Source organism: Variovorax sp. MHTC-1 (assembly GCF_003984645.1).
In the GTDB taxonomy this organism is placed as follows: Bacteria; Pseudomonadota; Gammaproteobacteria; order Burkholderiales; family Burkholderiaceae_C; genus Variovorax.
This window is the reverse complement of the sequence record NZ_RWKI01000004.1, coordinates 107,138-122,353: the sequence shown is the minus strand read 5'-3', so window position 1 is coordinate 122,353 and position 15,216 is coordinate 107,138. Positions and strand designations below refer to the sequence as shown.

At 67.6% G+C, this 15,216-nt stretch carries 9 protein-coding genes; 2 read left to right on the top strand and 7 right to left on the bottom strand.

Annotated elements, in window-relative coordinates:
• The first annotated feature begins 12 nt into the window (after positions 1–12).
• Entirely contained in the window at positions 13–852 is an 840-nt protein-coding gene (locus EJI01_RS08630) for a proteasome-type protease (protein ID WP_126836707.1), read from the top strand.
• Between the two features lie 304 nt (positions 853–1,156).
• Here EJI01_RS08630 and EJI01_RS08625 read toward each other — a convergent pair whose 3' ends face one another.
• Genes EJI01_RS08625 through EJI01_RS08610 form a run of 4 tightly spaced genes read right to left on the bottom strand, consistent with a single transcriptional unit; the run spans position 1,157 to position 4,949 of the window.
• Positions 1,157–1,981, bottom strand: a complete 825-nt coding sequence (locus EJI01_RS08625; protein WP_126836706.1) for an undecaprenyl-diphosphate phosphatase — start codon at positions 1,979–1,981, stop codon at positions 1,157–1,159.
• Between the two features lie 53 nt (positions 1,982–2,034).
• The gene (locus tag EJI01_RS08620; protein WP_126836705.1) at positions 2,035–2,676 is read right to left on the bottom strand and encodes an aspartate/glutamate racemase family protein; all 642 of its coding nucleotides are present in this window, start codon (positions 2,674–2,676) and stop codon (positions 2,035–2,037) included.
• Between the two features lie 9 nt (positions 2,677–2,685).
• Positions 2,686–3,591, bottom strand: a complete 906-nt coding sequence (locus tag EJI01_RS08615) for a transporter substrate-binding domain-containing protein (RefSeq protein ID WP_126836704.1) — start codon at positions 3,589–3,591, stop codon at positions 2,686–2,688.
• A gap of 29 nt (positions 3,592–3,620) precedes the next feature.
• Entirely contained in the window at positions 3,621–4,949 is a 1,329-nt protein-coding gene (locus tag EJI01_RS08610; RefSeq protein WP_126836703.1) for an aspartate aminotransferase family protein, read from the bottom strand.
• A 122-nt stretch (positions 4,950–5,071) separates the two neighbouring features.
• Between EJI01_RS08610 and EJI01_RS08605 the strand changes: the two genes are divergently transcribed.
• Positions 5,072–5,941 (top strand): MurR/RpiR family transcriptional regulator, encoded by an 870-nt coding sequence (locus tag EJI01_RS08605; RefSeq protein ID WP_126836702.1) that lies wholly within the window; start codon positions 5,072–5,074, stop codon positions 5,939–5,941.
• 637 nt (positions 5,942–6,578) lie between these two features.
• Here EJI01_RS08605 and EJI01_RS08595 read toward each other — a convergent pair.
• The 3 genes from EJI01_RS08595 to EJI01_RS08585 form a co-directional block, all read right to left on the bottom strand.
• Complete coding sequence (locus EJI01_RS08595; RefSeq protein ID WP_126836701.1) at positions 6,579–7,991, bottom strand: efflux transporter outer membrane subunit; 1,413 nt, start codon at positions 7,989–7,991, stop codon at positions 6,579–6,581.
• Between the two features lie 7 nt (positions 7,992–7,998).
• Entirely contained in the window at positions 7,999–11,256 is a 3,258-nt protein-coding gene (locus tag EJI01_RS08590; RefSeq protein WP_126836700.1) for an efflux RND transporter permease subunit, read from the bottom strand.
• An 835-nt stretch (positions 11,257–12,091) separates the two neighbouring features.
• On the bottom strand, positions 12,092–15,214 hold the full coding sequence (locus tag EJI01_RS08585; RefSeq protein WP_126836699.1) for an efflux RND transporter permease subunit: 3,123 nt from the start codon (positions 15,212–15,214) through the stop codon (positions 12,092–12,094).
• Positions 15,215–15,216 lie beyond the last annotated feature (2 nt).

Sequence of the window (15,216 nt, the reverse complement as noted above, 5' to 3'; positions counted from 1 at the left end):
CGAAACGACCTCATGACCTACTGCGTCGGCATCAAACTCAACGCCGGACTGGTGTTCCTCTCCGACTCGCGAACCAACGCGGGCGTCGACCACATCAGCACCTTCCGCAAGATGATCGTCTACGAGCAGCCGGGCGATCGCTTCATGGTGCTGCTGTCGGCCGGCAACCTGAGCATCTCGCAGTCGGTGCGCGAGATCCTGCAGATCGAGGAGCTGCGCGAGAGCAGGGAAGACGGCGAAGACAGCCCGCCGATCACGATCTGGAACGCCAAGAGCATGTTCGACGCCGTGCGCGTGCTCGGCTCGGCGGTGCGCCATGTGTACGACCGCGACGCCGAGGCGCTCAAGCACGCCGGGCTCGACTTCAACGTCTCCTTCATCTTCGGCGGGCAGGTCAAGGGCGAAGGCATGCGCCTGTTCCTGGTCTATGCCGCCGGCAACTTCATCGAAGCGACCAACGAGACGCCCTACTTCCAGGTCGGCGAATCCAAGTACGGCAAGCCGGTGCTAGACCGCGTGCTGACGCCCGACACCCCGCTCGCCGAAGCCGCGAAGTGCGCGCTGGTGTCGATGGATTCGACGATGAAGTCGAACCTCTCCGTCGGCCTGCCGCTCGACCTCGTGGTCTACGAAGCCAACCGGCTCGAAACCGAGAAGGTGGCCTGCATCGATGCCGAGAACCCCTACTACCGCATGATGCACAACAGCTGGGGCCAGAAGCTGCGCGAGGTGTTCGACAGCATCGAGGATCCGGTCTGGGACGACGCCTACACCGCGCATCCGCTCAAGATGCCGGCCACGCGCCACAGCGCGCTGCGCAAGATCTCGACGCCGGAAGAGAAACTCATCTGAACACGCCGGTAAGAGAGGCCGGCCCGGCGGCCGCCCGCTAGGGCCTGTTAACGCTATTTGCGGGGTCGCGAAGGCCTGCCAGGGCGGGCCAATCAAGGCGCGCGACGCCGTGCGTGCGTCGGCACGCACAAGGAGCGCAACGCCGAGTGGCACGCCCTGGCAGGCCTTCCCTTCGGGTTGCCCAGCCAAGGGCCGTCTGCGGCGTTGCCCGCGCTTGCAAGGCGTGAGCCTTGCTGCGCACGGGCGCCTTGCATCCAGCCCCTTGGCTGGGCAACGCGATCCCCGCAAATAGCGTTAACAGGCCCTAGTCGGCCCAGACCACCGCCCCGCTCCACGCCGTCGCCAGCACCACGATGCCGAAGGCGATGCGGTACCAGGCGAACGGGACGAAGTCGTGCGTGCTGATGTACTTCAGCAGCCAGCGCACGCAGAGCCACGCGCTGATGAAAGAGAAGACCAGCCCGACCACGAACAGCGGAACGTCCGCGGTCGACAGCAGCGCCCGTTCCTTGTAGAGGCTGTAGGCGCCGGCACCGATCAGCGTCGGAATGGCGAGAAAGAAGGAGAAGTCGGTTGCAGCCTTGCGCGACAGCCCCAGGAGCATGCCGCCGATGATGGTCGCGCCGCTGCGGCTGGTGCCGGGAATCATCGCGAAGCACTGCACCAGCCCGACCTTGAGTGCGTCCCACGGCGTCATGTCGTCGACGTTCTCGATATGCACCGAACCCGGCGGCCGCTTCTCGGCCCACAGGATGATGAAGCCACCGATGATGAAGGTGCTGGCCACGACCACCGGCGTGAACAGGTGCGCCTTGATCAGCTTGCCGAACACGAGCCCCAGCACCACGGCGGGCAGGAAGCCGATCAGCACGTTGAGCGCGAAGCGCCGCGCCTTGGGCTGGCGCGGCAACGCGACGACGGTCGAATGGATCTTCTGCCAGTAGACCAGGATGACGGCGAAGATCGCGCCGGTCTGGATCGCGATCTCGAAGACCTTGAACTTGTCGCCGTTTAATCCCAGGAGCGAGCCCGCGAGGATCAGATGGCCGGTCGACGAGATCGGCAGAAACTCGGTCAGGCCCTCGACGATGCCCATGATGGCGGCCTTGACCAGCAAAACGATATCCACGCGCGCTCCTTGTAAGAGCGCCGATTATCGCGAGGGCGGAAGTCAGCTGGCGTTCAGCCCAGCCGCGCATGCAGCGCGCGCACCGCGCTGTCGACCGTGGTCAGCACCGGCAGGCCCGATGCGCTTTCGCAGGCCGCGCGGGCACGCGCCATGCTGAACTGCGCCAGCGCGATGCGGGTGCAGCCCCGGTCGCGCAGCGCGCTGGCCTGCTGCGCGATGAGCGCATCGTGCCGCGCCGCGTCGACTGCGTTGAGCGCATCGAACGCGCCCTCGGCCAGCGCGAGCTCGAGTTCGATGCCGGGCGGAAACTCCGGCGGCATCGAATCGAGCGTCGGCTGAAAGGTCGCGATAAGCCCCAGCTTCCCTGTGCCCGATGCAGCCTCCGCGATCATCGCCTCGTTGGGCTTCAGCACCGGCATGCCCGCGTGCCGCCGCGCGACCGCCTCGATGCACGGGCCAAAGGCGGAGCAGGTGAAGAGGATGCCCATCGCCCCCGTGTCGACCGCGTACTGCGCGAGAAGTTGGAAGCGCTCGTGCATCGCCTCGTCGAGCCCGCGGCCGCCGCGCGCGAGATCGGCCGAGAGGCTGTCGTCGAGCAGGTTCATCAATTGCGCTTCGGGCCAATCGCGCGCGAACGCGGCGTTGATGGGCACCACCGAATGGCTCAATGCATGGATCAGGGCGATGCGCGTCATGAACAAGGTTCAGATGCCCTTCGACGACGGATTGGCAAAGGCCTCCTTCGTCTCGGCATTCATCGGGTAGTTGATGTTGATGTTCTTGGGCGGGATCGGCGACATGAACCACCTGGCATAGAGCTTCTCCATCTCGCCCGACTTCATCATGCCACCCACCACGCGGTCGACCAGCGCCTTGAACTCCGGATCGTCCTTGCGGAACATCAGCGACTGGTTCTCCGTTCGCAGGCTTTCGCCCGTGATGATGAAGTCCTTGGGATTGCGCGCGTTCGCAATCTGGCCGGCGAGCAGGATGTCGTCGAGCACGAAGGCCTGGGCGCGGCCGCTCTCCACCAGCAGGAAGGAATCGGTGTGGTCCTTGCCGGCCAGGTTGGTCACTTCGAGGTTCTTGCCCTTGTCGGCTTCGCGCAGCAAGCGGAAAGACGTCGTGCCGGTGGTGGTGACCACCGTCTTGCCCTGCAGGTCCGCAACGCTCCTGATGCCCGAATCGGCCTTCACCAGCATGCGCACGTTGTAGCGGAAGATGTCGGGCGAGAAGGCCACCTGCTTCTGCCGCTCGACCAGATTGGTGGTGCTGCCGCACTCGATGTCGACCGTGCCGTTCGCCACCAGCGGAATGCGGTTGGCCGAGGTCACGGCCTGGTAGCGAATCTCGACGCTGGGCATCTTGAGTTCGGCCTTCATCGCCTCGACGATGCGGTTGCAGATCTCGATGCTGTAGCCCACCGGCTTGAGGTTGCTGTCGAGGTACGAGAAGCCGAAGGACGATTCGCGGTAGCCGAAGGTGATGGTGCCGCTCGCCTTGACCTTGGCGAGCGTGCTGCCGTCTTGCGCATGCACGGCGGCCGGGGGCATCAGGCTGAAGACGGCCACGAGCGCGGCGCCCAGGGTCGACAGGCGTGGGAAGGTCATGGGAAAGCTCCTCGGGAGGGTGGAAGAAATCAGAGGGCGCGCATGGCGGCGTCGATGGACGCCGCGAGCCGCGTCGCGATCTCGCGCAGGTCCTGCCGCGTCGCGATGAAAGGCGGTGCCAAGAGCACGTGGTCGCCGAGCTTGCCGTCGACCGTGCCGCCGAAGGGATAGCACAGCAGGCCCTGCGCCATGGCTTCCTTCTTGATGCGGACGTGCAGATTCAGCGCCGGCGCGAAAGGCGCCTTGCTCGCGCGCTCGGCCACCAGCTCCACGCCCCAGAAGAAGCCGCGGCCGCGGATGTCGCCCACGTTCGGATGGGCGCCCAGTGTCTCGCGCAGCATGGCGCCGAAGGCTTCGCCGTCCGCGCGCACCTTGGCGAGAAGCCCGTCGCGATGGATCACCTGCTGCACCGCCAGCGCCGCGGCGCAGGCCACCGGATGCCCAAGATAGGTATGGCCATGCTGGAAGAAGCCGCTGCCCTGCGACATCGCCTCGACGATCTTGCGCTGCGCCAGCACCGCGCCGACCGGCTGGTAGCCGCCGCCCAGGCCCTTGGCGATGGTCGCGAGATCGGGCACCACGCCCTCCTGCTCGCTGGCGTAGAGCGTGCCCGTGCGGCCCATGCCGCACATCACTTCGTCGAGGATCAGCAGCACACCGTAGCGGTCGCAGACCTCGCGCACCGCCTTGAAGTAGCCGGGCACCGGCGGCAGCACGCCGGCGGTCGCGCCGCCCACCGTTTCGGCGACGAAGGCGATCACGCTGTCGGGCCCCTGCCCGAGGATCGCCGCTTCGAGTTCATGTGCCAGGCGCCGCCCGTACTGCTCGGGCGTTTCATCGGCGCGCTGCTCGCGATAGGAGTAGCAGGGCGAGACGTGGGTGGCCGGCACCAGGATCGGCGCGAAAGGCGCGCGCCGCCATGCATTGCCCCCGACCGCGAGCGCGCCCAGCGTGTTGCCGTGGTAGCTCTGGCGGCGCGCGATGAAGTGCGTGCGCTGCGGCTGGCCGATCTCGACGAAGTACTGGCGCGCCATCTTGAGCGCCGACTCGACCGCCTCCGAGCCGCCGCTGACCAGATAGACATGGCTCATGCCTTCTGGCGCGGTGCGGATCAGCTCGTCGGCGAGCTGCTCGGCGACCTCACTGGTGAAGAAGCTGGTGTGGGCGTAGGCGAGCTTGTCGATTTGCGCATGCATCGCGGCGATCACGTACGGGTGGCCGTGGCCCAGCGAGGACACCGCCGCGCCGCCCGAGGCGTCGAGGTACTCGCGGCCCGCGGCGTCGCGGATGGTCATGCCCTGGGCGGCGACGGCGAGCTGGGGCGTGTGGCGGAGGTGGCGGTGGAAGACGTGCGTCATGCCCAGGATTGGAACTAATGTGCTGACTCAATTATTTTCTGGAACATTTGTTCCGTCAAGATAAACCGTGAAGCGTCGCTGTTCCATCCGGTACATTCGTTCCATCGACGAAGGAAAGCCCCATGGGTGTCAAGGACGATCTCCGCCATCGCTACGAGAGCCTGAGCCCTGCCCTGCAGCAGGTCGCGAAGCACGTGCTCGACCATCCGAACGACGTGGTGACGAGCTCGATGCGCAGCGTCGGCACGCGCGCCGGCAGCACGCCGGCCACGCTGGTGCGCTTTGCGCAGCACCTGGGCTACGCGGGCTGGCCGCAGTTCAAGGACGCGGTGGCCACCGAGATGGGCCTGGGCTCCTCGGATGCCTACGGCGCGCGCGCCAAGACCCTGATCGGCCGCGCCAAGGACCAGGGCCTGGCCGGTGAGATGTTCGAAGTCCAGCGGCGCAATCTCGAGAACACGCATCGCCAGAGCGAGCCGACGCTGCAGAACGCCTGCGCCGTGCTGGAGAAGGCCGGTACCGTGCACGCGGCGGGCTTTCGCGCCTGCTTTTCGATCGCCTTCTCCTTCGTCTATGTCTACCGCCTGTTTCGCTCGAGCGTGCATCTGGTCGACGGCCAGGGCGGCTCGCTCGAGATGCAGCAGCGTGCCTTCGCCAAGGGCGATGCGCTGCTGGTGGCCAGCTTCGTACCCTACTCGCGCGAAGCGCTGCAGGTCGCGCAGGCCGCGAAGGCGGTGGGCTGCCGCATCGTGGCCGTCACGGACAGCATCGCCTCGCCGTTGTCGCTGCTGGCAGACGAGACCTTGCTGTTCGCGATCGACAGCCCGTCCTTCTTTCCTTCGGTTGCGGCGGGCGTGGCGGTCACCGAGGCGCTGGTCGAGATGCTGGCCAGCCGCGCCGGCAGGCCGGTGATCCGGCGCATCGACGAGGCTGAGTCGCAGTTATTCGAATCGGGTGCCTACCTGCAGGCGCCGCGGCCACGGGGCGGCTGACTTGTCTTACTCCCCCCCTCCGGGGGAGGGTTGGGGTGGGCACACCGGCCGACGATTTGTACGTTGCGCTTGTTTTTGAGGCCGGAGCCGGGAGTTCGCCCCGGCGGGCGACCTACTTTCTTTGTCTCGCCAAAGAAAGTAGGCAAAGAAAGGCGACCCCACCGTGCGTGTCCCTCCACTTCGTTCCGGGCAACCTCCGGTGCTCGCTTCAGGCGGGGTCCGCGCAAACTCGCTGCGCTCAAACACGCGCGGCCCTTTATCCGCCTGAAGCTGTGCTCCTCGGCACGCCCAGAGGGATTGAACAAGGACGCGCCATGGCGCGTCCTTGTGTTTTGGGTTTGGGCTGTTGGGGTTCTTGGCGGCCGAGCAAAGCGAAGGCCCGACCCACTCCCCTCTGGCTGCGCCGAGGAGCGCAGCTTTTCGCGGATCAGGGCTCGCGATTGTCTGAGCCGAAGGCGAGTTCGAGCGAGACCCCGCGAAAAGCGAGCACCGCAGGTTGCCCGGAACGAAGTGGAGGGTCGCAGACAGTGGGGTCGCCTTTTCTTTGCTTACTTTCTTTTGGCGAAGCAAAAGAAAGTGAGTCGCCCGCCGGGGCGAATTCCCGGCTCCAGGCCTCAACTCAAGCACAACGTATAGATCAGGAGGACGACGAGCCCCACCCCGCCTGCCACCCGCCCCCCAACGCCTGAATCAACGCCACCGCCGCGCCCTGCCGATTGACCTGCAGTTGCAGCAGCGTGCGCCGCGCGTTAAGCGCCGAGACCTGCGCCGTCACCACGTCGGTGTAGCTCACCTGGCCCTGACGGTAACGGTTGAGGAACTGCTGCTCGGTGAGGTCCGCCGCGGCCGAGGCCTCGCGGCGCAGGTCCTCCTGCTGCGCGAGGCTGGCGCCTGCAGTGAGTTGGTCTTCGACGTTCTGGAAGGCAGCGAGCACGGTCTGGCGGTAGCTCGCCACCGCCGCCTCGTGCGAGGCCTTGGCCGCATCGACGCGCGCGCCGATGGCGCCGGCATCGAACACTGTCTGCGCGACCGACAGGCCCAGCGACCAGAGCATGTTCGAGGCATTGAACAGGTCGCCGACCCGGCTCGCGCTGCTGCTGAGCGCGGCATTCAGGGTCAGGCTCGGAAAGTAGGCCGAGCGCGCGATGCCGATCTGCGCATTGGCGACGGCCACCGCGCGCTCCGCTGCGGCGATGTCGGGCCGGCGCTGCAGCAGGGTCGAGGGCACGCCGGCGGGGATGCCGGGCACGATTGGCTTCCAGTCGGCAGGCCTCAGGACGAACTCGGCCGGCGCGGCGCCGACCAGCACCGCGATCGCATGTTCCAGCGTGTCGCGGGTGCGCTGCAGCGCGACACGCTCGGCCTGGGTGTTGACGTAGAGCGTCTGCGCCTGCAGCACGTCGGTCTGGGCCGCGATGCCGGCGTTGTAGCGGTTGCGCGCGATCTCCAGGCTGCGTTCGTAGCCCTGGAGCGTGACGGCCAGCAGCTGCAGCTCGGCATCGGCTTCGCGCAGCGCGAAGTAGTTGGTCGCGAGCTCGCCCACGGCCGAGAGGCGCGCCGAGGCCAGATCGGCCTCGCTGACCTGCGCGCTGGCCTGCGCACCGCCGACTGCCTGACGCAGCCGGCCCCACACGTCCGGCGCCCAGTCGGCCTGCAGCGAAGCGCTGGCCGTGGTGGAAGGCGAGGTATTGCGCGCGCCGGAACGCCGGGCGCCGCCGTCGGCCGTGACGGTCGGGAACAGGGCCGCGCGCTGCTCGCGTACCAGCGCCTGGGCCTGCGCGTAGTTGGCCACGGCGACAGCGATGTTCTGGTTCGACACCTGCACGCGCGCCGCAAGCTCGTCGAGCGCCGGGTCGCCGAACAGCTTCCACCACTCGCCGCGGTCCAGCGCATCGGCCGGCGCGGCAGGCAGCCAGCCTTCGGCGGCGGCCGCTTCCTTCCACGTGGCGGGCACGGCGGTGGAGGGCTGCTCGTAGCGCGGGCCGACGGCGCAGCCCGCGAGCAAGGCCGCAAGCGCCAGGGCCAGGTGGGTTCTTCTGTTCGTCGTCATCGGGTCTTCATGTCGAGCTCGCGGCACGGCTCAGGTATTTTTCGTTGGCCGGGCGCCGGCGCAGCTTGTCGAGCAGCACGTAGACGACCGGCGTGGTCAGGAGCGTCAGCAGCTGGCTCGCGATCAAGCCGCCGATGATCGCGACGCCCAGCGGCTGGCGCAGCTCCGCGCCCTGTCCGAAGCCGATCGCGAGCGGCAGCGCGCCGAGTGCGGCCGCCAGCGTGGTCATCAGGATCGGGCGGAAGCGCAGCAGGCAGGCCTCGCGCACCGCCTCCATCGCGCTCAGGCCGCGCGCGCGCTCGGCCTCGAGCGCGAAGTCGATGATCAGGATCGCATTCTTCTTCACGATGCCGATCAAGAGGAACACGCCGATCAGCGCAATGATCGAGAACTCCATGCGGAACAGCAGCAGCGCGAGCACCGCGCCGACGCCGGCCGAAGGCAGCGTGGTCAGCACCGTGACCGGGTGCACCAGGCTCTCGTAGAGCACGCCGAGCACGATATAGATCACGACCAGCGCCGCGACGATCAGGAACAGCTGCTGCGCCTGCGACTGCTGCGCCGCCAGCGCCGTGCCCTGGAAGCTGCCGCGCACATTGACCGGCATCGCGATGTCGGCCTCGGCCTGAGCGACGATGCGCTTGGCCTGTGCCAGGCTCACGCCTTCGGCCAGGCTGAAGGAGACGGTGCTCGCGAGCTCGGTGTCCTGGTGGTCGATCGAGGTCGGCACCGCCCGCTCGCTGAGCTTGGCGAAGGCCGCGAGCGGAACCATGTTGGTGACGCTGGTCGCGATCTGCTGGCCGGTCGAAGCGGTGCGCAGCGCCGGGTTGGCCGAGGTGGTGGTGGAGGTGCCGGTCGCCGCGTCCGTGGTGGCCTGAAGCGAACTGATGCTGGTCGCCCCATTCGCGGTGGTGGTGGCGTTCAGCGTCGAGGGCACGTACAGGTCCTTGAGCGCGATCGGCGCGCGCTGGAAGCGCGGCGCCCATTCCATGATCACCGAATACTGGTTGAGCTCGTCGTAGATGGTGGCCACCGAGCGCTGGCCGTAAGCGTTGTAGAGCGCGCTGTCGACCGCGCTCGACGTCACGCCGAGCCGGGCCGCGGCATCGCGGTCGACCTCGACATAGGTCTCGACGCCGTTGTCGGCATCGTCGCTGTCGATGTCGGTCAGCGCGGTCTCCTGGCGCAGGCGATCGGCCAGCCTGGTCGACCAGGCGCGCAGGTCGCCGAGGTTGTCGCTCTTGAGCGTGTACTGGTAACTGGAGTTGCTGGAGCGCCCGCCCATGCGCAGGTCCTGCACCGGAAACAGGAACACGCGCAGGCCGGTGAGCTGGTTGAGCTGCGGGCGCAGGCGGTCGATCACCGCGGCCGTCTTCTCGGTGCGCTCGGACAGCGGCTTGAGGTTCACGAACATGAAGCCGCCGCCGGCGCGGCTGCCGCCGGAGAAGCCCACCACCGTGTCGACCGCCGGGTCCTTGCGGATGATGTCCACGGCCTGGCGCAGCTTCTCGGCGACCGCCACGGAGGAGATGCTCTGGTCGGCCCGCAAGCCCGCGTTGAGCTGGCCGTTGTCCTGCTGCGGGAAGTAGCCCTTGGGGATGGCATTGAAGAGATAGACGTTGAGCGCGATCACCGCCAGCAGCACCACCATCACGACGCCTTTGCTCGCCAGCGCCCAATCGAGGCTGTGGGCGTAGGTGCGCAGGGTCCACTGCCAGGCGCGCTCGGCGCGGCTGCCGAGCCAGGCGCGCACGCGCCCGCGCTTCTTGGCCGGCGCCTCTTCCGCCTCGCTGCGCAGCAGCATGGCGCACATCATCGGCGTGGTGGTCAGCGAAATCACGAGCGAGATCAGCACCGCCGCCGACAGCGTGACCGCGAACTCGCGGAACAGCCGGCCGACCTGGTCGCCCATGAAGAGCAACGGGATGAACACCGCCACCAGCGAGAGGCTGATCGACAGCACCGTGAAGCCCACTTCGCGCGCGCCGCGCAGCGCCGCCTCGACGCGGTTCATGCCGGCCTCGACGTGGCGCGTGGTGTTCTCCAGCACCACGATGGCGTCGTCCACCACGAAGCCTGTGGCCACGGTGAGCGCCATCAGGCTCAGGTTGTTGAGGCTGTAGCCCAGGAGGTACATGACGCCGAAGGTGCCCAAGAGCGAGACCACGGTAGCCACCGCCGGCACGATGGTGGCGCGCGCCTTGCGCAGGAACAGCCCCACCACCAGCACCACCAGCACGATCGAGATCATCAGCGTGAACTCGATCTCGCGCAGCGAGGCGCGGATCGAGTTGGTGCGGTCGGAGGCGACCTGGATGTCGATGTCCTGCGGCAGTTGCGCGCGCAATTCGGGTAGCAGCTTGCGCACGCCGTCCACGGTTTCGATGACGTTGGCGCCGGGCTGCTGCGTCAGCAGCACGACCACGGCGGGCGCGCCGTTGAACAGGCCCAGCGTGCGCGTGTTCTCGACGCTGTCGATCACGCGCGCCACATCGCCCAGGCGCACCGCGGAGTCGTTGCGCCAGGCGATCACCAGGTCGCGGTAGTCGGCGGCGCGGCGGCCCGGAGCGGGCGTGTAGACCTGCAGCCGGCGGTCGCCGCTCTCGATCGCGCCCTTGGGACGGTTCGCATTGTTGGCCTGGATCGCAGCACGCACGTCCTCGGTGCTGATGCCCATGCGGTTGAGCGCGAAGGGCTCGAGTTCGACCCGCACCGCCGGCAGCGAACCGCCGCCGATCTCGACCTCGCCCACGCCTTCGACCTGCGACAGGCGCTGGCTGACGATGTTCGATACCGCTTCGTAGATCTGCCCCGGCGTGCGCGTCTTGGATGTCAGCGCGAGGATCATGACCGGCGCCGCCGTCGGGTTGCGCTTGCGATACGTCGGGTTGCTGCGCAGCGTGGCCGGCAGATCCGCGCGCGCCGCGTTGATGGCCGCCTGCACTTCGCGCGCGGCGCTGTCGATGTTGCGCTTCAGGTCGAACTGCAGCGTGATGCGCGTCGAGCCGTTGGAGCTGGTCGAGGTCAGCTCGTTGACGCCGGGGATGATGCCGAGCCGGCGCTCCAGCGGCGTGGCCACGCTCGATGCCATCGTGCTCGGGCTGGCGCCGGCGAGGCTGGCCTGGACCGAGATGGTGGGGAAATCGACCTGCGGCAGCGGGGAGACCGGCAGCACGAAAAAGGCGACGACGCCGGCCAGCGCGACGCCGATCGTCAGCAGGACCGTGGCGATCGGGCGTTCGACGAAGGGTCTGGAGAAGTTCATGCCTTAGCCTTGCTCCCTCTTCCTCTGGGGGAGGGTTGGGGTGGGGGCGTTTCGGCCTTTGACTCGTACGTTGCGCTTGGGTTGAAGCCGAAGCCGGGAGTTCGCCCCGGCGGGCGACTCACTTTTCTTGTCTCGCCAAGAAAAGTAAGCAAAAGAAGGCGACCCCACTGTGCGTGTCCCTCCACTTCGTTCCGGGCAACCTGCGGTGCTCGCTTCAGGCGGGGTCCGCGCAAACTCGCTTCGGGTCACCTGTGCCCCCCGGCTTTTCACTTCGCTTCGCTGCGTGTAATTGGCCACCCCCCAAGGGGGAGGTTCGGCCGCCTTGGGGCGGCCCGGCGCCGGCCGCACGCGCGCCCCTTCTTCCGCCTGAAGCTGCGCTCCTCGGCACGCCCAGAGGGGATTGAACAAGTACGCGCCATGGCGCGTACTTGTGTAGGGGTTGGCTGTTGGGGTTCTTGGCGGCCGAGCGAAGCGAAGGCCCGAGCCACTCCCCTCTGGCTGCGCCGAGGAGCGCAGGGGCGTCGGCCGCACGCCTGCCGAAGGACAGGCGTGCATCGTGGTCTGACTTGCCGCAGCTGTCTGAGCGCAGTGAACGAAGTGAACGCAGCGAGTTCTGCGGCAGGCCGGCGACGCGAGCACCGCAGGTTGCCCCCGAAGGGGGTCGCAGACAGTGGGGTCGCCTTTTCTTTGGTTACTTTCTTTTGGCGACGCAAAAGAAAGTGACTCGCCCGCCGGGGCGAGACCCGGCTCCAGCCTCAGCAAAGAACAGCAGCGATTCAAAGGCCCAACGCCCTCACCCCCACCCTCTCCCAGAGGGAGAGGGAGCAAGAGGGATTCAAGCGGAATGCGTCGCTTCACGCTTTCCTCCAAACCGCCGCCCCATCCGATCGAAAGCCAGATAGATCACCGGCGTCGTGAACAGCGTCAGCACCTGGCTCACCACCAGCCCGCCGAAGATCGCCAAGCCAAGAGGACGCCGCAGCTCAGCCCCCTCGCCCCATCCGAGCATCAAGGGCAAGGCTGCGAACAAGGCAGCCAGCGTCGTCATCAGAATGGGCCGGAAGCGCAGCAAGGCCGCCTGGTGGATCGCCTCCTGCGGCGACTTGCCTTGATGGCGCTCGGCATCGATGGCGAAGTCGATCATCATGATCGCGTTCTTCTTCACGATGCCGATCAGAAGAATGATGCCGATGATCCCGATCACGCCGAGGTCGTTGCCCGTCACCATCAGCGCCAGCAGCGCGCCGACGCCCGCCGAAGGCAAGGTCGACAGGATCGTCAGCGGATGGATGTAGCTCTCATAGAGCACACCCAGCACGATGTACACGCACACCACCGCCGCCAGGATCAGCCACAGCTGGTTGGTCAGCGACTTCTCGTAGGCCCCCGCCGCGCCGAGGAAGGTCATGCCCACGCTCGCGGGCAGCGCGATGTCCTTGGCCGCGGCGCGGATCTCCGATACCGACCTGCCGAGCGAGACGCCCGGCGCGGTGTCGAAGCCCACCGTGGCGGCCGGGTACTGCGCCACCCGCGTGACCGCCAGCGGCGCCAGCTGCTCGCGCACCGTTGCCAGCGAGGACAGAGGCGTCGGCGTGCCTGCGCCGGTGCGCAGCTGCAGATTGCCCAGGCCCTGCGGCGAGGACAGCGCCTCGCGCTGGGCCTCGAGGATCACGCGGTATTGGTTGGTCTCGGTGAAGATGGTCGAGACGATGCGCTGGCCGAAGGCGCTGTAGAGCGCATCGTCGACCGAGCTCGCCGTGACCGACAGCCGCGAGGCGGTATTGCGGTCGATGTCCACGTAGGCGGCCATCCCCTGCGCGCCCGCATCGGTCGTCGGGTTGCGCACTTCCGGCACGGTACGCAGCCGCTCCACCAGCTTCCTCGCCCATTCGTTCACGGTCGCGGTGTCCACGCCTTCGAGCGAGACGCGGAACTCGGTCGGACCGGTCTCGGCATCGATGGTCAGGTCCTGCGTCGGCTGCAGGTAGAGCGTCACGCCCGCCACCGCGCCCACGCGTTCGCGCAGGCGCTGCATGGTCTCTTCCTGGTTGCCGCGGTCGGCGCGCAGGTTCACCAGCATGCGGCCGGTATTGAGCGCCGTGTTGTTGGCTGCATCCACGCCCACCACCGAGCTGATGCTGCGCACCTCGGGGTCGGCGAGGATCGCGTTGGCCGCGGCCTGCTGCAGCTCGGCCATGCGCACGAACGAAACGTCCTGCGCCGCCTCGATGCGGGCCTGCAGCTGCCCGGTGTCCTGGGTGGGAAACAGGCCCTTGGGAATGGCGATGTAGAGCAGCACCGTGAGCACCAGCGTGAGCAGCGCCACCACCAGCGTCAGCGGCTGGTGGCGCAACACCCACTGGAGCCAGCCGTCGTAGCGCGCGATCACGCGATCGATGAACTGCTGCACCCGCGCGCCGAAGCGCCCGCCCTCCTCGGCCTGCGGCTTGAGCCAGCGTGCCGACATCATCGGCACCAGCGTCAGCGAGACCACGGCCGAGATGAGGATGGTGATCGACAGCGTGACGGCGAACTCGCGGAACAGCCGGCCCACCACGTCGCCCATGAAGAGCAGCGGGATCAGCACCGCCACCAGCGACACCGTCAGCGAAATGATGGTGAAGCCGATCTGCGTCGCGCCCTTGAGCGCCGCCTTGAAGGGTGGATCGCCCTTTTCGAGATAGCGCGCGATGTTCTCGATCATGACGATCGCGTCGTCGACCACGAAGCCGGTCGCGATGGTCAGCGCCATCAGGCTCAGGTTGTTGAGGCTGTAGCCCAGCAGGTACATGAGCCCCAGCGTGCCGATGAGCGAGATCGGCACCGCGATGCTCGCGATCACGGTCGCGCGCAGGCTGTGCAAGAAGAAGAAGATCACCAGCACCACCAGCACCACCGCGAGCGCGAGCTCGAGCTGCACGTGATGCACCGAGGCGCGGATGCCGGCGGTGCGGTCGCTCAGCACCTCGACCTGGAGCGAACCGGGCAGCGAGGCCTCGAGATCGGGCAAGAGCTTCTTGATCGCGTCGACGGTGCCGATCACGTTGGCGCCCGGCTGGCGCTGCACGTTGAGGATGATCGCGCGGTAGAGCGGTGCAGGACTGCCGTCGTCCTTCGCTTCGCCGCGCTGCGCGGCCCAGGCGCCGAGCTGCGTGTTCTCGGCGCCATCGATCACGCGCGCGACATCGGTCATGCGCACCGGTGCCCCGTTCTTCCAGGCGACGATCAGGTTCTTGTAGTCGGCCGCCGTCAACAGCTGGTCGTTGGCATTGATGGTGTAGGCACGCTTCGGGCCGTCGAAGCTGCCCTTGGCGCTGTTGGCATTGGCCGCGGCGATCGCGGTGCGCAGCGTGTCCAGCCCGATGCCGACCGAGGCCAGCGCGTTGGTGTCGGCCTGGATGCGCACCGCGGGCCGCTGCCCGCCCGAGAGCGAGACCAGGCCGACCCCGCCGACCTGGCTGATCTTCTGCGCCAGCCGCGTGTTCACGAGGTTCTGCACCTCGGTCAGCGGCATGGTCTCGGAGCTCACGGCCAGCGTGAGGATCGGCGCGTCGGCCGGGTTGACCTTGGCATAGACCGGCGGCGCCGGCAGGTCGGCCGGCAGCAGCGAGCCGCCGGCATTGATCGCGGCCTGCACCTGCTGCTCGGCGACGTCGAGCGTCTGGTCGAGCGCGAACTGCAGCGTGACGATGGACACGCCGGCCGAGCTGGTGGAGCTCATGCGATCGAGCCCTGCCATCTGGCCGAACTGGCGCTCCAGCGGCGCGGTGACGGTGCGGCTCATCACCTCGGGGCTGGCGCCCGGGTAGAGCGTCTGCACCTGGATCGTCGGGTAGTCGACCTGCGGCAGTGCCGCCAGCGGCAGGAAGCGGAAACCCACCAGGCCGGCGAGCACGATCGCGACCATCAGCAGCGCGGTCGCCACCGGGCGCTCGATGAAAGGACGTGAAGGGCTCATTC